This window comes from Patescibacteria group bacterium, assembly GCA_028692545.1.
Classification (GTDB): domain Bacteria; phylum Patescibacteriota; class Patescibacteriia; order UBA1558; family S5-K13; genus STD2-204.
The window spans coordinates 35880-52679 of record JAQUXC010000001.1 but is presented as its reverse complement, the minus strand read 5'-3'; the positions used below and the strand labels follow the sequence as shown (position 1 = coordinate 52679).

General features: G+C 30.8%; 17 protein-coding genes. 10 read left to right on the top strand and 7 right to left on the bottom strand.

Going from position 1 to position 16800, the window contains the following annotated elements; all coding sequences use genetic code 11:
* The first annotated feature begins 96 nt into the window (after positions 1-96).
* The 4 genes from PHZ07_00345 to PHZ07_00330 are packed head-to-tail and all read left to right on the top strand — an operon-like array spanning position 97 to position 2385.
* Positions 97-420: a phage holin family protein gene (locus PHZ07_00345; GenBank protein MDD3284029.1), complete on the top strand. Its 324-nt coding sequence runs from the start codon at positions 97-99 to the stop codon at positions 418-420.
* A 4-nt stretch (positions 421-424) separates the two neighbouring features.
* Positions 425-1033, top strand: a complete 609-nt coding sequence (locus PHZ07_00340) for a Type 1 glutamine amidotransferase-like domain-containing protein (GenBank protein MDD3284028.1) — start codon at positions 425-427, stop codon at positions 1031-1033.
* The gene (locus PHZ07_00335) at positions 1034-1849 is read left to right on the top strand and encodes a radical SAM protein (protein MDD3284027.1); all 816 of its coding nucleotides are present in this window, start codon (positions 1034-1036) and stop codon (positions 1847-1849) included.
* Between the two features lie 41 nt (positions 1850-1890).
* Positions 1891-2385 carry a YfcE family phosphodiesterase gene (locus tag PHZ07_00330; protein ID MDD3284026.1) on the top strand — a complete coding sequence of 165 codons (495 nt, stop codon included), beginning with the start codon at positions 1891-1893 and terminating at the stop codon, positions 2383-2385.
* A gap of 110 nt (positions 2386-2495) precedes the next feature.
* Here the strand turns inward: PHZ07_00330 and PHZ07_00325 are convergent, their stop codons facing one another.
* Positions 2496-4424 carry a VanW family protein gene (locus PHZ07_00325; protein ID MDD3284025.1) on the bottom strand — a complete coding sequence of 643 codons (1929 nt, stop codon included), beginning with the start codon at positions 4422-4424 and terminating at the stop codon, positions 2496-2498.
* A gap of 64 nt (positions 4425-4488) precedes the next feature.
* Entirely contained in the window at positions 4489-4932 is a 444-nt protein-coding gene (locus tag PHZ07_00320) for an Hsp20/alpha crystallin family protein (protein ID MDD3284024.1), read from the bottom strand.
* A 200-nt stretch (positions 4933-5132) separates the two neighbouring features.
* Between PHZ07_00320 and PHZ07_00315 the strand changes: the two genes are divergently transcribed.
* Positions 5133-5594, top strand: coding sequence for a hypothetical protein (locus PHZ07_00315; protein ID MDD3284023.1), 462 nt, complete (start codon positions 5133-5135; stop codon positions 5592-5594).
* A 12-nt stretch (positions 5595-5606) separates the two neighbouring features.
* Entirely contained in the window at positions 5607-6017 is a 411-nt protein-coding gene (locus PHZ07_00310) for a hypothetical protein (protein ID MDD3284022.1), read from the top strand.
* Positions 6018-6101: 84 nt separating this feature from the next.
* Here PHZ07_00310 and tyrS read toward each other — a convergent pair whose 3' ends face one another.
* Positions 6102-7298, bottom strand: a complete 1197-nt coding sequence (gene tyrS / locus PHZ07_00305) for a tyrosine--tRNA ligase (protein ID MDD3284021.1) — start codon at positions 7296-7298, stop codon at positions 6102-6104.
* 310 nt (positions 7299-7608) lie between these two features.
* Between tyrS and PHZ07_00300 the strand changes: the two genes are divergently transcribed.
* The 3 genes from PHZ07_00300 to PHZ07_00290 all read left to right on the top strand — a co-directional run bounded on the left by PHZ07_00300 (position 7609) and on the right by PHZ07_00290 (position 11195).
* A complete protein-coding gene (locus PHZ07_00300; protein ID MDD3284020.1) occupies positions 7609-10305 on the top strand; it encodes a PBP1A family penicillin-binding protein in 2697 nt (898 codons plus the stop codon).
* Between the two features lie 212 nt (positions 10306-10517).
* Positions 10518-10796, top strand: coding sequence for a hypothetical protein (locus tag PHZ07_00295; protein MDD3284019.1), 279 nt, complete (start codon positions 10518-10520; stop codon positions 10794-10796).
* A 9-nt stretch (positions 10797-10805) separates the two neighbouring features.
* Positions 10806-11195, top strand: a complete 390-nt coding sequence (locus tag PHZ07_00290; GenBank protein MDD3284018.1) for a hypothetical protein — start codon at positions 10806-10808, stop codon at positions 11193-11195.
* 74 nt (positions 11196-11269) lie between these two features.
* Here PHZ07_00290 and PHZ07_00285 read toward each other — a convergent pair whose 3' ends face one another.
* From PHZ07_00285 to PHZ07_00270, 4 genes are all read right to left on the bottom strand, one after another.
* Positions 11270-12253 (bottom strand): glycerol-3-phosphate dehydrogenase, encoded by a 984-nt coding sequence (locus PHZ07_00285; GenBank protein ID MDD3284017.1) that lies wholly within the window; start codon positions 12251-12253, stop codon positions 11270-11272.
* Between the two features lie 156 nt (positions 12254-12409).
* Complete coding sequence (locus PHZ07_00280; protein ID MDD3284016.1) at positions 12410-13114, bottom strand: hypothetical protein; 705 nt, start codon at positions 13112-13114, stop codon at positions 12410-12412.
* Positions 13115-13738: 624 nt separating this feature from the next.
* Entirely contained in the window at positions 13739-13990 is a 252-nt protein-coding gene (locus tag PHZ07_00275; protein MDD3284015.1) for a hypothetical protein, read from the bottom strand.
* 410 nt (positions 13991-14400) lie between these two features.
* Positions 14401-15099 (bottom strand): hypothetical protein, encoded by a 699-nt coding sequence (locus PHZ07_00270; GenBank protein ID MDD3284014.1) that lies wholly within the window; start codon positions 15097-15099, stop codon positions 14401-14403.
* 906 nt (positions 15100-16005) lie between these two features.
* On the opposite strand from PHZ07_00270, the gene PHZ07_00265 reads away from it, so the two are divergent.
* A complete protein-coding gene (locus tag PHZ07_00265) occupies positions 16006-16758 on the top strand; it encodes a helix-turn-helix domain-containing protein (GenBank protein ID MDD3284013.1) in 753 nt (250 codons plus the stop codon).
* The last annotated feature ends 42 nt before the right edge of the window (positions 16759-16800 follow it).

Here is a 16800-nt window from a genome sequence, read left to right as displayed (position 1 = left end):
ATACCTGTTTCACAAAACAATAAAATCAAATATTGATTTCCTATAAGTGTTATAAAATTATATAATACAATATATAACAATTAAATACAAAAAATTATGAAAATGCTTGCGGTTTGGCTAATAAATGCACTTATAATATTTGTATCACCAAAAATATTATCTGGAATAAAAATCACTGATTTTGCAACGGCACTTATTACAGCACTTGTAATAGGACTTTTGAATGCAGTATTAAAACCAATATTAATATTTTTGACATTACCACTTACAATTCTCACTCTTGGCCTTTTTACATTTGTAATAAGTGCAGTAATGATACTTCTTGCCTCACATTTTGTACCAGGTTTTACTGTAATAAGTTTTTGGTATGCATTGCTTCTAAGTTTGACACTATCTATTGTAAATGGAATTATAAAATAATTTTATGAAATTATTTCTCAGTTCGGACGGACTTTCAACTCAAAATTTAAAAAAGTTTTTTATCTCAAAATTACCAAAAAAGGCAAAAGATTGTTCTTTGCTTTTGATTTTTTATAAATTAGATATAGAGCCAGAAGCTTATATAGAGTATACAAAAGAAAAAATAAAAAGTATTGGAATTACAAATGTGACTCCTTTTGATATGCACAATGATAAATTTACTGATAACAAAAAACATTTTGATATTATCTGGGTTTGTGGTGGAAACACATTTTGTATATTAGATAGAATGAAAAAAACTGACATATTTGATTTTGTAAAAAGATCTGTAATAAAAAATAACTCACTATATTTTGGAGTAAGTGCTGGAAGTATTATTGCTGGATATAACATAAAGCTTGCTGGTTGGGGATCTGAATCAGATGAAAATATCATAAAATTAAAAAACTTAACAGGATTAAACCTTACAAATATTTCAATACTTCCACATTTCAAACCAAATATGAAAAAAGAATTACAAAAATTTAAAAAAACAGTTGACTATCATATAATAGAAATTAATGATGAAGAAGCTGTATTTATAGAAGATGAAAATTATAGAATTATTAAATAAATGCTCATAAAACAGATTACTGCGAAATCAATAATTACAAAGTCAGGACTTCCAGGCGCTGATTTTGTTATAAATCCATATACTGGATGCGGACACGGATGTATTTATTGTTACGCTCGTTTTATGAAAAAATTTACAAATCACAGTGAAGAGTGGGGAGAATTCGTTGATGTCAAAATAAATGCACCAGAAATTATCAAAAAAGAAATAAAAAAGATATGCAATAAAATAATAGTAATCGGTTCTGTAACAGATCCATACCAAGAAGCAGAAAAAGAATTTGAAATTACAAAAAAAATATTAGAAAATATCAAAGATGTAAATGCTCATTTTAATATTCTTACAAAATCAGATCTTATTTTGAGAGATTTAGAATTATTAAAACAATTCAAAAATATTGAAGTAGTAATTTCGATGTGTTCATCTGATGAAAATATCAAGAAATTTTTTGAAAAGAATTCACCAAAAATAGAAAATAGAATCAATACACTTGAAAAATCACATAAAAATAATATAAAAACAATTTTGTTTGTTTCTCCAATACTTCCCGAAATTACAAATTGGAAAGAAATAATAAATATTACAAAAAATTTTGTTGATGAATATTGGTTTGAAAATCTAAATTTATACCCATCAATTCAAAACAATATTTTCAAAGTTTTAGAAAACAAATTTCCTAGCCTTGTTTCAAAATACAAAGAAATTTATTTTACAAAAAATGATTATTTTATTAATTTAGAAAAGGATATAAAATTATATTGTATGGAAAACAAAATAAAGCACAAAATATATTTTCATCATAAAAAAATAATATAAAATGAACCATAACTATCCTAACTTACTAATCATCTAAATTTATGAAAATAGCAATAATGTCTGACTCCCATGACAATATTCCAAGAATTGATCAAATGCTTGGAATATTAACAAAGGAAAATATAAAAATAATAATTCACTGTGGAGATGTTTGTGCTCCTGGCGTGATGAAATATTTAGCACAAAAATTTGAAGGAGATATTTATTTATCACTTGGAAATGTAGACGGAGATCATGAAATGATGAAAAAAATGACATCTAAAGATACAAAAAATATAAAACTTTTTGAAGAATTTGGTGAGATTGAAATAGATAACATAAAAATTGCCTTTACTCATTTTCCTGAGTCTGCAAAAGAATTAGCAAAAACTGACAAATATAATTTTGTCTTTTATGGTCATACTCATAAACCATGGGAAGAAAAAATAAATAATTGCAAAGTTCTAAATCCAGGAACTCTCGCTGGATTATTCAATAAAAGTACTTTTGCAATACTAGACACTAAAACAAAAATTACAAAACTTATAGTTTTGTAAATCATTATACGATATACGGTTTAGGTGGCAACCTGTCTCGCTTAGCAGGACGAAATATTACGTTTTACGTCTAACGTTATGGACATCAAAACCGTTTAACGAAACCAAATTTATTCTTGAGAGGATGTAGCAGTATTCTCTGTATTAGTATCTCCCATATCCCCAGTTGTTGTTTCTGTTGGAATTTCTTCTTCAACTTTTTTTTCTACACCAACAAGACAAACTGCTTGCCATGGAACATAATGAGATCTAACTCTTTCTTCATAAACTTCTCTATCATCTGCATATTCTACCCTGTAATCAAAATAAGCATCTGCTCCAGCATGAGCTGATTCTGTACATTTTCTTACTCCTGGCGCCAAAGTATCAGTTTGCACCTCTTTTGTAGGAGCAGGTTTTACAATGTTATAAATAACTGGTTTTGAAATAGTAACTTTTCTTCCATCTTTTGTTCCCCAAAAATCAAAATATAATTTTGTACCAACTATATTTGATTGAATCAAAATATAATGTTCTGTATCATTTACAAATTTCAAATCTGGCCATGGATCATAGATTGTCGCATCAGTTCCTGCTGGCTCATAATAAACAACACGATAAGAATGTGGGCGCCTCTCTGTAATCTTTAATCCACTATCAATAGCTGCTCTATAAACAGTAGTTCCTATTTGACAAAGTCCTCCACCATACTCTGGAATAGTTCTGTTGTCTTTTATTACAAGTTCTGTAAGATATCCGCCTGCTGCATCAATTGGCAACAAATTTCCTATTGTAGAAAATTCTTCGCCGGGCGCAATAAGCATTCCATTTAATTTTGCTGCTCCAGTTTTTATATTGTGAATTCTGTTTTTTGGACTACCTTTAAAATCTGATTCTCCACTGCCTATTATTTCTTTTATGCCAAAATCATTTACATTTTTTGTTTCAACATCTGATTGTTTCACATCTACAACCAAATCTATATTATTTTCTAAATTATTTATTTTTTCTTCTGTTATCTTGAAACTTTCTTCCAAATTCAGTTCATATCCATCTTGGCTACCTTGAAATTTACTTACCTTACCTCCAATAATTTCAAACTTCGCGTCTTTACTTTCTTGATTTATAGATATAGATATATGTTTTTCAAAATATTCTTTGAATTTATCAAAATCAAAACTCACTTTTGTATTATTTGCATCATCTATTATAAAAACTATCCAATTTGTATATATATCAGAATTTATTTTCCAATCATCTTCTTTGTAATGAAATATTAATTCTTTTAAATCTATAATATTTTTTGCATTTTCTATTTTTTCTTTTGCCATATCAATAGTAACAGGAGATTTTATAGAATTTAAAACAAGTATAACTTTACTAAAATCAAATTTGTTTATTTTTTGTTTTGTAAATTTTACAAGTAAATCATAATTAAATTCTTCTCCATCTATTGAATCTTTTATTATCATTTCACCATTTTCAAATTCTGTATGTGGTGGAGTAAATGGTTTTTCAAATTCAGAAAAACTTTCTTTCAATATATCTTTCCAAGTCTCATCACTAAAATCATATTTCCATTCTATATTCTTTGGCTGTATAAGTAACACCTTCAACTGCTCAAACATATTTAAAAAAAAGTTTGACCTTCTACCTATAGAAAAAATTTCTTTCGCTGTCTCATCATTGTAAAAACTTACAAGCTCTCTTGTCGCACCATCGCTTCCAATGCTTACAATTGGTTTTATTATTATAGATTTTTCATTAAATTTATATTCAATTCCATCATTTATAAATTTGTTACTATTTTCATCAAGAAAATTATACACATCTGAATAACTTTTTCCTCCCATACTAATATCATTCAAATAAACACCTGGAAATACCTTGTGTGAAAAAAAAGAATTATATGACAATAAGAAAAGAGCTATTACAATCAGTACTATAAAAACTATCACAAAAACTCTAGCTAAAATAACAAAAAATGGTTTCTTTTTTTCTTGAACCCCTTTTTCGTTTTCTAGATTTTCTTGCTTATCTTTTTTTTTGAAAAAAAACATAAATTTCTTAAATAAAAACCCCCATAAAAAATGAGGGAATCCAATTTACAAAAAATAATAATTACTATTTAACATCTATCGAGACTTTTACAGATTTTTCTTTTTTGACTTTTGGTAACGTAACGGTCAACACCCCATCTTTCAAATTTGCCTTTACTTTACTAGCCTGTACTTCGCAAGGCAATATTACGGATCTAGAAAAACTACCCCAATAACATTCTCTATAAAAATAATCATCTTCATCTATCCCAGAACATTCTTTTCTTTTCCCTCTGATTGTTATCATATCATTATTGATATCTATATCAATATCTTCTGGCTTTACTCCAGCCACAGTAGAACGAATTAATATATTATCATTTTGTTGAAAAACGTCTACCAATAATTCCCCCTCTTCTTCCTCTTCTTCTATCCAATTTTTTGTATCTTCAAATTTAGAGATTGATTCTTCTTTTTTTTCACTTTGAACTGGTATTGTTTTTTTATTCTTATTTTTTTTACTAAACATATAATTTTAAAATAATTTTTATTTTTATTTAATCTTCACCTATAAATTATACAATAAAACAGGGAAAATAAAAACAAACTTCTATATTATCCTATTAAACAATTATACTATTAACCTATTATGCAATGATTATGGAATTGACTTTTTCAAAAAAAGTTGTATTCTACAGATAGAAATTGTCAATTTAGACGGGAGGATAAATGACGCACTACGTAAAAAAATCTAAAAACTTGTTGCATCAATTGCAACAAGGAGGATTATGTATCGCGATAATAGATGATAACTTGGGTGATCTAGAGCTATTAAAATATGCTCTGCAAAAAATTGATATACCCAATACATCAATTCTTGTATTCCACGATGACTACAAAGAGCTTTTAAAGGCCGTGGAATCCAATCAAAAAATTGTCGCTATCATAAGCGACCTTGAGATGACAGAAACAAATGGGTTTGTACTTTTAAAAAAACTCAAATCAATCTTCTATCCAGGAGCGTTCATAATATATTCCGGATGCACCGAAACAAAAATTCAAGAAATGAAAGATGAATTCTTGCATGGAGTTGATTTTTCAACAGATATTATTGTCTTGGAAAAGACAAGTTCAATGCTACACAACAGACATCAAATAAAAGAAAAATTAGAGTCACTACTTTATGTGTGACGGGAGGTAAAGATGAAAGTCCTATTATATTCAAGGAATGAAAAATTCCTAACACCAGTTCTCAAGGCTCTTGTAGAGAAAGGTTTTGAAGTTCAAATTTTGGACTCCATAACCCAAGCACATGATGGGGAGAATATAAGAACTATGTTCTCCGAAAACAAGGCTAATCTGCTTTTGATTGATATGGACAGTCGCGACGGTAAATCACTCAAAATGGACAAAAATTTGTTCCAAAGTGCTTACGAAGTCTTTCAACTGTGCAGGGACAAAAACCTGTATCCAAATATGGTGTTATTCTCGAGGAAAAAAGGATCCTTTGATTTCTATGAGACTATTACACACAACACCAGTATGCACACAGTGGAACAAACCAAAAACCATGTGAATAAGATCATAAAAGAAATAAGGAGGTGGTCAATATAACCACTTTTATAAACTATCAAAAAAGCGTCGGACTAAACATCCGACGTTTATCTTTTTATAAATACACAATCCAGCAAAACAGGGTTATTCTATTTCCAAAAATCTTCTCTTTCCAACTTGAATCAAATATTTTTCGCCTTTTTTGAAGACAAAATTCATATCAGTAATTTTTTCATCATTTACTTTCACAGCATTTTGCTCAATCATTTTCCTTGCTTCTGTTTTTGATGTTACCAATTCAAATTCATAAAGTAAATTGATAATATCCTTATCATCACCTAGAGAAACCTTTTTTATATCAGCCGGTTTTTCTTTGTTTTTAAAAACATTATCAAATTCACATTGCGCTAATTTTGCATATTGTTCTCCATGATAAATACTCACAATTTCATATGCCAATCTTGATTTCAAGTTTCTTGGATTTTCACCACTTTTCATTTTGTTTTCTAGCTCTTTGATTTCACTCATTTTCAAATCTGTGCAAAGCATAAAATATTTTATAATCAAATCATCTGTGATAGACATAACTTTTCCAAACATATCATTTGGCAAATCATTTACTCCAACATAATTGTCATATGACTTTGACATTTTTCTTCCATCAGTTCCTTCAAGCATTTGGAAGGTCATTACAATTTTATTCTTGTTTTTCAACTTTTGCATCAAAGTTCTGCCACAAAGCATATTGAATAATTGATCATTTCCACCAACTTCCATGTCAACGTCCATAAATACACTATCATATGCTTGCATAAGTGGATAAAAAAATTCGTGAAGTGAAATTGGCTTACCTTCTTTTATTCTTTTTTGATACATATCACGCTCTAAAAATTGTTGTACTGTAAAGTTTGAGGCAAGCTCTATCAAGCCTTGAAATTTTAATTTTTTATTCCAATCTGAATTATATTTTATCTCAGCCTTGTTTTTTCCTTTGAAGTCTAATATCTTTGAGATTTGATTTCTATAAGTTTTTGCATTTTTCTTTACTTCAGCCGGGGATAATTGTTGACGTGCCTCATCTTTGCCAGTTGGATCTCCAATCTGTGCTGTAAAATCACCAATAAGAAAAATTATTTTATGTCCTAACTCTTGAAATTTTCGAAGTTTTCTAATTGCCACGGCGTGACCAATATGAATATCTGGCCTGTTTGGATCAGCCCCAATATAAATTTTCATTTTTTCATTTGATTTTAATTTTTTCTCCAAATCCTCACGTCCTACAATATCTTGCACTCCACGAGTTAGAAGTTCATTAAATTTGTCATTATTAATTTTATCCATAAAAATTTAGTTAGAAAGTACTGAGTTATAAAGTTATAAATAAAACATAAAATTTATAACTTCCAACTTTTAACTTTATACTTCTTAATATATAAATATTAATACGAAAACCCCAATAAAACAATAGTTTTATTTTATAATATAATATTGCTATAATACATAATAAGTGATAAGGTTATTTAATTAAAAATTATTTTGGAAAATTGTAAGACATCATCTTTTGTTGTCGTCTCGACCGATATCGGAAGTCATTTCGACCGAAGTCCCGCAATGCGGGATCGGTCGAGGTGACTCTAAAAAAACTTTTCATATGCCAATAGATCATTTTAAAAACCTAGGGAATAAATCAAGCTGGACAAACAAACGTGTAGGTAGTTCTAATGTTAGTTATTCAGTAAATCCAAGAATTCAAAAATTGCAAAAAAGAAAAAATATATTCAAAACGCCAAAAATCTTTTCAAAAAAATTAAATGTAGAATTAAAAAATAGACCTATAAAAAATATCTCTACAAAATATACATTGAAAAGTCTGAAAAAAAACAAAAAGCAATTCAAAAAGTTTATTATTAAAATGATACCAAAAGCAATTATAGCTTTTATATTATTATTAATATTTACACTTATATTATTTGCATGGTACTCCCGTGACTTACCAGATCCAAACAAGATTATAGATAGATCTATCGTACAGAGTACAAAAATTTATGATAAAACTGGAGAAACAATGCTCTATGATGTTCATGGTAATGTGCAACGTACTCTAATAGAAATAAAAGATTTGCCCCCTTATGTAGTAAATGCAACTATATCAATAGAAGATAAAAATTTTTATAATCACAAAGGAATTTCTATTTGGGGAATATTACGAGGTCAGATAGTACCACGATTAAAGGGTCAAAGAGCGCAAGGTGGTTCTACACTTACTCAACAATTTGTAAAAAATGCAATTCTTACAGATGAAAGAAGTATAGAGAGAAAAATAAAAGAATGGATTTTATCATATAGAATAGAAAGAAAATACTCCAAAGAAGAAATACTCAAAATGTATTTCAATGAAATTCCTTATGGATCAGTGTTATATGGAATAGAGTCTGCTTCAAACTACTATTTTGACAAACACGCAAAAGACCTAACAATAGCAGAAGCAGCCACTCTTGCAGCAATGCCTCAGGCTCCTTCATATTATTCTCCTTATGGTCCAAATAGGGAAGAACTTATTGGAAGACAACAATATATTTTAGGACTAATGCTCAAACAAAAATATATTACTCAAGAAGAACATGACAATGCAATAGCTGAAAAATTAGTTTTCAAACAAAAAGAAAATAATATAAAAGCACCTCACTTTGTTTTTTATGTAAAAGATGAACTCGTAGAAATTTTGGGAGAAAAATTAGTAGAACAAGGTGGGCTAAAAGTTATCACAACACTTGATTACAAAAAACAAGAATTTGCAGAAAATTTAATAAAAGAAAAAACAGAAAATTATCCATCTAAATACAATGCAAACAATGCTGCACTTCTTTCAATAGACGTAAAGAGTGGAGATATAATATCCATGGTTGGTTCACGTGATTTCTGGAATGATGATATTGATGGACAAGTGAATATTACCTTATCAAAAAGACAACCAGGAAGTTCTATAAAACCTCTTATATATACACTAGCTTTTGAAAAAGGATATCAACCAGAAACCATTGTGTTTGATGTTCCCACTATATTCAAAACTGACTCAGGAAACTATGAGCCAAAAAATTATGATCTAAAAAATCATGGACCAATAGCCCTTAGAAATGCACTTTCTGGATCACTAAATATTCCAGCTGTAAAAGTTTTATACCTCGTAGGAATTCCAAATGCATTAAATTATTTAAAAAATATTGGATATACAACGATAGGAAGTGAAGACAGATATGGACTATCTCTTGTTCTTGGTGGACTTGAAGTAAAAATGATGGAACATTTAAATGGATTTGCGACTCTTGCAAGAAATGGCGTAGAAAAACCAACAAGATCAATTCTAAAAGTAGAAGATTCAAATGGAAAAGTCCTCTATGAAGCAAAAGATTCAAAAGGTAAAAAAGTAATGGATGAAGAAGCAACAAGAAAAACCACAAGTGCTCTATCCGACAATAGCGCCAGAAGTTTTATATTTGGAGAAAATAATTATCTAACTCTTGGCGATATTCCTGTTGCAGCAAAAACAGGAACTACAAATGATTTCAATGACGCTTGGACAATAGGTTATACTCCAAATATTGCCACAGCTGTTTGGGTAGGAAACAATGACAACAAAAAAATGACTAGTGGTGCCGATGGTAGTGTTGTAGCTGCTCCTATTTGGAATGCATTTATGAGAGAGGCTCTAAAAGACATTCCAAAAACAGGGTTTGCTGGCTATGATAGAAAAGAAATATCAAAACCAATGCTTGGTGGTGCTATGATGCAAGAAACAAAAGTAAGGATAGATAGTTCTTCTGGATTACTCGCTACAGAGAATACCCCACCTGGATCCATAATAGAAAAAACATTCAATAAAATTCACAATATTTTACATTATATAAATAGAGAAGATCCACTCGGTAGTATTCCAGAAGATCCTAGTGTTGATCCAAATTATTTTTCATGGGAAGAAGCGGTAGTTAAATGGGCAAAGGAAAATAATATAGAAACAAGTGATCCTCCCACAGAATATGAGACTACTCATACAGAGGAAAATAAACCTAATCTAAATATTACAAGTCCACAAAACAATAGTACAATTTCTGAAAATAATATAAATATAGAAGTAAATGTAAATGCAAAAAATGGAAATGAAATAAATAGAGTAGTTTACAAAATAGATGATAAGTTTATAGGATCAAATAACAACTACCCATATAATTATAATTACGATTTTAATGATTTAATTGAAAATGGGGAACATATATTGTCTGTAATAGTTTATGATCAAGATGAAAACTTTAGAGAACAAAAAATAAAGTTATACTTAGATTTGACAGAATAAAAACTCAAGTATAATATTTACTTTATGAGAAAGATAAAACTACAAAAATATAGGGTACAAAAAATAAATAAGTTGTTTATTATTATATCCTTGATTATACTCTCGGTTGCCGAGCATAATTTTATTTAATAAATATACAAAATATAAAATTATAGTCTCGGTATTAAACCGAGGTTTTTAATTATAAAAAACAACATACCGTAGGAGGTAAAATGCCAGATCAAAAAAATATTCTTCCAATGTGTCCAAAATGTGGAAGAGCACTCTTCACCGCAAACTTCAACAACAAACTGAGTGGAAAATTTAGAACTCAGATCGGAAATGGATCAAGAACAACATCCGTCGAAAACCTAACACAAAAAATTCTCAAAAACAACGGACTCGTTCTAAAATCTATACCACGGTGTCAATATTGTAATAAACCACTCACATCTATCAAATGTGCTGTAAGTGGCGAAGAGTTCAAAATCAGAACGACAAAAAAATGTTAAGGAGGAACAATGAAAATAGTAAAACTCGTCTGCAGTACTTGTGGAAAGGATCTCAACACAAATGAAATCCTGATACAAGGACAAGAAACTATTGAAGTCATCGCCAAATTCAATGAAGAAGAAACACTTCTAAATTTATCTGCAATTTGGGGTAACTTTGAAAATATATCTCGAAAAGAAATTCCTAATAGTACAATTGTTGAATTGTTTTGCCCACACTGCAAAACAATAATTCCAAACTTTTGGAAAAATTGCATATCATGTGGATCACCTATTGCAATGTTTAAATCTATCGGTAAACACGATACATTTGGAAGTGTAATGGTCTGCAGAAGAAAAGGATGTCACAACCACAAAACCAATGTAACAATTCCTACAGATACTCCTGCATCACCCTAGACAATATAAACCAAACAAATCAACAAAAAAAGCCAGGTTTCTAAAATCTGGCTTTTCTTTTTATTTTAAAAATATCAATCCCAAAACTCATGTCTTTTGGATTTTTCAAACAATACTCTCAATTCTTTTTTTACATCTCCACTATTATACAAAATATTATAAAGTGCTCTGTGAATTGGAGCATCTATTTTTTTGAAATCTCCGGTTAATTCTTTTACTGCTAAAATAGTCTCAGATCCTTCTGCGACCTTGCTCTTATCCCAATCTTCTCCCATTGCAAATGTTTTTCCATATTGAAAATTAAAACTATAATGAGAAAAAACAGTCGCAGCATAATCGCCTAAATGCGAAAGTCCAAATGGGGTATGAAATTCTCCTCCATGTGCTTTTATAATTTTTGAAACTTCTATTGGACCACGAGTTATAAGAATTCCATAACATGGTTCCATGTTAAGTCCTGACAAAATTCCAGCCATAATACCAATTGTATTTTTTAGTGCTGCACCAATTTCTACTCCTATTAAATCTTCATTCCAATACAATCTATAAAGCGGATGATTGAATTTCATTTCAATACGATTTATTACTTCTTGATTTGTACCTGAGACAACCATTGCAGTTGGAAGTCCATTTACCAAATCTTGTGGATGAGCAGGGCCAACCAAAACTGCCAAATTGTCGCTACGTCCTGTGACTTCTTCATAAATTTTGGAAAGTCTCATGCCAGTTTCTTTTTCAAGAGATTTCATCATCAATACTACATCACCTTTGTAATTTAAAAATTCATTTTTGTATTTTTCAAAAAATTCTCTTGTATTTTGTCCGTTTATTACAACACAGACAAAATCACTTGCATAATTTAGGACTTCATTTATATCAGATGACAATGCTATATTGTCTTTCAATTTTATATAATCATTTTCTCTTTTTTCTTTTAAATTTATCAAATCTTTGTCATCACTTTCACCAAATACATAAACCTTTTCACTAATATCAGATAATATCCAAGCATTTGTAGTACCCCATCTTCCAGGACCAATAACTGCAGTTTTTAACATAAAAAAATATTAATAATAAATTAAGTAAATCATATACAAATATATCAAATTATAATTTGAAAGGCAATTTTAATTATAAATTAAAAATTTTTTGGAATAAAAAAGGGGAAGTGTATCAATATTGTATAGGTGATACATATCCCCAGAATAATATTATTATAAATTTGCGTACTCTCGGCACGCAGAAATTAAATTTTCGAATTTTCCAGTTATGATCTTGGGATCATACCCAAGAATCACTTGTGCATAGCTCCATGCACTTGCTTTATTTGCTATTTTCCGAGCGTCCTTTTTAGGAACATCCTTGAATACCAATTGAGTAACTGCTTCTAAAACCGTGACATTATTATTCGTCACGATTTGAAGAGCTCTATCTTTGGATATTCCCAATGAAATAGCATCAGACATAGTCTTTTGGAAAAAATTTTTCCGTTCCTCCATTTTTTCTATGCCCATTTGGTTATACTTGTCTAGTTCCGTACCAGACCCCACCTCAAATCTTCTAAAGGAAAAATCCTTTATTGATTCATTCCATTCTTGAGAATTGTTCCAACTGGTCCACAGATTATCCTCAATAAAAAACTCCCCGGACTGCTTCTGAAATACATCAATAAGCGTCGCGAGTCCAGTTATAGAACCGCAATATATCTTGTCTTCAGTCAACACAATCTTTTTGGCAATCTCTTTTATTACCAAAACTTCGTTTCTTACTGTTCCCGTGTGTTGGGTAGTCTGACCCTCATAAAGTTGATGAATATCTTGATCAGACTGGGCTACATTGTAACTAGGCCGTGAGTAGTAAGGTTTATGATAGAATATTGCGACACATTGACCATTATTAAGGCCAATTATTTGTTCCATCGAAACCTTTAAGTTATGGGATTGAAATTTCTCTAACGAGAATTTCTGACTATTTTGGATACCTTTCATTGTATCCTCCTTTTTTACCCAAAGTCGCGGGCGTATTTTTTACCCTTTCTGGTAGGATTTTCCCCAATCTTTATTTATAGTGACATCGGCCGTCACTTTTCAATTATTAAAGGACTAATTGAACTATAAAATTATAACATATAACAATGATATTGTCAATTAAAAATTTATTAAAGTAAAAAGCCCTGATTGTATTATCAGAGCTTTTAATTGATTTCATCTTTCCTCCTTTTAGTTCTTGTAAATTCACTCTCTCGCAGAATTCATCTGTTTGAGAGATTTAATTGTCTTTACTATACTCCAAACAAGCCAGAGTATTAGTAAAAATAAACAAGAAACTTCAAATTGAATAAAAAATGACAAAATTTTTTGCCATTCCTCAACTCCAATTGAAGTAAGAGAAATCCCCTGAACCAACATGCAAGGGGGAAATGACATTGGCACCGCTATCATAGTAATGATAACGTATGTCACTAAGAGTGGGACTTGAGAAAGCTGAAACTTCAACTCTCCCAGAAAAAAGAAAATTCTTTGCATTTTTCCTCCTTTTGATTTTTAGCGCTCCCAAAATCGAACGCCAAATTTTGATTTTGAAATCTTGGTATAGATTTCTTCATCAACCTCAATAAGTTGTGGCACGCCTTCTGGGCGTGAATAGGTCTGTGGGGCATTGTCGGGCATATTGTCCCAATATGCCCCAATAAATTCCGCAGCATCCTCTTTGCTTAAATGAAGAGAATATCCGTCACACTGACATCCCATGTCGCGATTGGATTCCACCCACTCCTGACGATATAGATTTTTCATTTTTCCTCCATGGATAATTTTTTCTTAATAATATTTGTTTCGACGCAGAAGCCCTTTGTATTCAACAATAATTATACGACCAAGTATAAAAATTATTAGATATAAAAGTCCTATAAGTTCTGCATAATAAAACTATCCTAAAATAAAATAGGATTATCATTTATTTGCGCGAACATAATAAATAATAAGTTCTGCGCCAAATAAATATTATTAAGATTTTGTTAAAGAGCTATCTATCAACCTCCGAGGTTTAAAAACCTCGGAGGTTGATTTTTATAATCCTCAATATCAAACCATTATTTTTCAATAACAATTTGATTAAAGGAGGGAAGCGGTAACCAAACACGCTTCCCATAACCGCATATAAATTTTTGTTTTAAGTCAGAATTTACAAACTGACTTTTCCGGAATTAATCCTCAACGAGGATCTCTGGAACTTCGAATTCCAAAACCTCTTCCTCGGGAGGACATTCTTGTTCTGATGAGGAGGTGAGGTCTGGAGACTCGGAGGGTTGTAGGTCCTCCTGAGTGACCTCGGTTGGAACAGGACCAAATATATCAGTCCGGTGTTCCCAGGGAAAAGTAATTATTTCTCCTCTCCAGCCCTTGGGAGGCTGGATGTATAGGGCCCGAGCATAATTGCTCTGACCCTCCACTATATAAAGACCCATATGCCCTTGACGAGCATACAAGCCTTCCAACACGGCATCTGCCGTATTGCAATTAAGATTTTTATGGGTTTCAGCCCACCGGAATAAGGTTTCCGGGGGTAGAAGGAGTCCCTGAAGGGACTCCTTTGTTTTGAATAACCCCTTCCCGGCGGAAAAAATTCCCCCGAGAAGAGTTGCGTTGGAGTAACTAACTCCAACGATCCTTACAAACCCGGCCGAAGACTGGGCATTATACCCCTCTAGGGGTATAAAAGTTGGGAAAGGACAAATGAATGCTCCATCCCGGATGTTAGGGAAAAAATCCCTAGCCTCAACCGGAGATTTAATCCCCAGTCGAAAAATTAACCCCTCCAGAGTTTGAGTCATAGACCCAAACTCCGGAAATATTTCTCTGGACCGACTGTCCAGAAAAAGTACTGTTGAATAAATATTTTTCATATCTCCTCCCTTGCCTCACCTTAACTTCTACTCTTTCAAATAGTAAGTGGTTAGAGACAATAGAGATACTGGTTATTCACCGCTTCTTATGACTAATCCAATAATCAGAAAAAGCGGTGAATAACATAACATGAATTTTCAAAGAACTATTTTTCCCCAGACCTTCGAGGTTCAAAAACCTCGAAGGTCTATTTTTTAACACAAAGTCCCGAATTATTACCCGGGACTCTTTGTAAGGAAATTCCTGAGAGCAAAGAGTGGTTAATTCCTTACTTCCCAGCCGATCTCCTTAAAAAGATTTCGGGTGATGTGGCTTTCTTTCAGTGATCTTCGACTCTTTTTATAAGAATTCGGGAAGACACAAGGCTTACTTGAAAGGACACTGTTATCAAGTTTGTTCGCGAAACTCGATCAGTGTTTAACTCCATTTTTGGAATCTCCTCATCCTACGAACAAGCTAGTTAGAAACCCTTACAAGCATTGAAGGATTTCTTAACATCAGCTTATTTGCACCATCTTTTTAAACACTTGGTTTATTAAGATGGCTTTTATGTAGTTTTTTAAAGTTCTTTCTTTCTCAAGCTATTTTTTTGTTTCTTTAGCTTGATTAATCATCATAGCATATCTATAATGACTTGTCAAGTACTTATGATAAGTAATATATAAATATACAATAAAATGCCTATATTTACTATATTATATTATCTTTTATAATATATAATTATTGTCATATTTGTATAACATATTCTTATAAAATTTATTTACAAATTTGTCAAATAAAATTGATATTATTTTCAAATAATAGTATAATATCAACATAACCCAATAAATAAGGGGTTTTGTAAAGATTTAAATAATTATTCCAAATATAGCTCTAAATATGAGCTGTGGATAACTCAAAAACATATGCACAAAGATCTATTAATAGAGTTAGGATTATCTCAAAATGAGGCCATTGTATATGAACATTTGCTTATAAATGGCAAGTCACTAGCAGGTGATATTATCAAAAAAACCCCATTAAAAAGAGGTGTTATATACAATGCCTTATCAGATTTAGTAAAAAAAGGACTTATAAAACAAGGAAAAACCAATAAAATCCTCTCTTTTTCCCCAAATCACCCAGATAAACTAAGGGAATATATAGAGAACAGAGAAAGAGAAGTAAAAAAAGCCGAAATTTCTCTTGATTCCCAGATGCCAATGCTACTATCAAGCTTTAACCTTGTTTCAAATCAGCCAGGAGTAAGAATATATGAAGGAAAAGACGGACTTGCAAAAACCCTCAATGATTCTCTGTCTTCAAAAACAGAAATCGTAACCTATGCTGATATTTATGGAATGGAAAAATACATGGGACGTGCAAATGACAAATACATTACAAAAAGAAAAGAATTAAAAATTTATAAACGTGCTATACTTGCAGATACTCCATATGCAAGAGATTATATGAAAGATTATGATAAAGAAGTTACAGAACTCAGATACATCGATGGAAAAGAATATCCAATGTATCTTGAAATGGAAATTTATGACAACAAAGTTTCTTTTATGACTTTTTCTGACAAAAAATTAATAGGCGTAATTATAGAAAACGAAGAAATATACAAAACCCAAAAATCTATATTTGAAATAGTTTGGAAAAACGCAAAAGAATAAAATAATCTTTATAAAAACCGCCTCACTTAGCGAGGCGGTTTT

Bases quoted from the DNA above. Each gene is read 5' to 3' on its own strand.
- PHZ07_00335 (MDD3284027.1), top strand. From the start codon at position 1,034: ATGCTCATAAAACAGATTACTGCGAAATCAATAATTACAAAGTCAGGA.
- PHZ07_00265 (MDD3284013.1), top strand. From the start codon at position 16,006: ATGCACAAAGATCTATTAATAGAGTTAGGATTATCTCAAAATGAGGCC.
- PHZ07_00270 (MDD3284014.1), bottom strand. From the start codon at position 15,099: ATGAAAAATATTTATTCAACAGTACTTTTTCTGGACAGTCGGTCCAGA.
- PHZ07_00275 (MDD3284015.1), bottom strand. From the start codon at position 13,990: ATGAAAAATCTATATCGTCAGGAGTGGGTGGAATCCAATCGCGACATG.
- PHZ07_00280 (MDD3284016.1), bottom strand. From the start codon at position 13,114: ATGGAACAAATAATTGGCCTTAATAATGGTCAATGTGTCGCAATATTC.
- tyrS (MDD3284021.1), bottom strand. From the start codon at position 7,298: ATGGATAAAATTAATAATGACAAATTTAATGAACTTCTAACTCGTGGA.
- PHZ07_00285 (MDD3284017.1), bottom strand. From the start codon at position 12,253: ATGTTAAAAACTGCAGTTATTGGTCCTGGAAGATGGGGTACTACAAAT.
- PHZ07_00340 (MDD3284028.1), top strand. From the start codon at position 425: ATGAAATTATTTCTCAGTTCGGACGGACTTTCAACTCAAAATTTAAAA.
- PHZ07_00290 (MDD3284018.1), top strand. From the start codon at position 10,806: ATGAAAATAGTAAAACTCGTCTGCAGTACTTGTGGAAAGGATCTCAAC.
- PHZ07_00315 (MDD3284023.1), top strand. From the start codon at position 5,133: ATGACGCACTACGTAAAAAAATCTAAAAACTTGTTGCATCAATTGCAA.
- PHZ07_00320 (MDD3284024.1), bottom strand. From the start codon at position 4,932: ATGTTTAGTAAAAAAAATAAGAATAAAAAAACAATACCAGTTCAAAGT.
- PHZ07_00295 (MDD3284019.1), top strand. From the start codon at position 10,518: ATGCCAGATCAAAAAAATATTCTTCCAATGTGTCCAAAATGTGGAAGA.
- PHZ07_00330 (MDD3284026.1), top strand. From the start codon at position 1,891: ATGAAAATAGCAATAATGTCTGACTCCCATGACAATATTCCAAGAATT.
- PHZ07_00310 (MDD3284022.1), top strand. From the start codon at position 5,607: ATGAAAGTCCTATTATATTCAAGGAATGAAAAATTCCTAACACCAGTT.
- PHZ07_00300 (MDD3284020.1), top strand. From the start codon at position 7,609: ATGCCAATAGATCATTTTAAAAACCTAGGGAATAAATCAAGCTGGACA.
- PHZ07_00325 (MDD3284025.1), bottom strand. From the start codon at position 4,424: ATGTTTTTTTTCAAAAAAAAAGATAAGCAAGAAAATCTAGAAAACGAA.
- PHZ07_00345 (MDD3284029.1), top strand. From the start codon at position 97: ATGAAAATGCTTGCGGTTTGGCTAATAAATGCACTTATAATATTTGTA.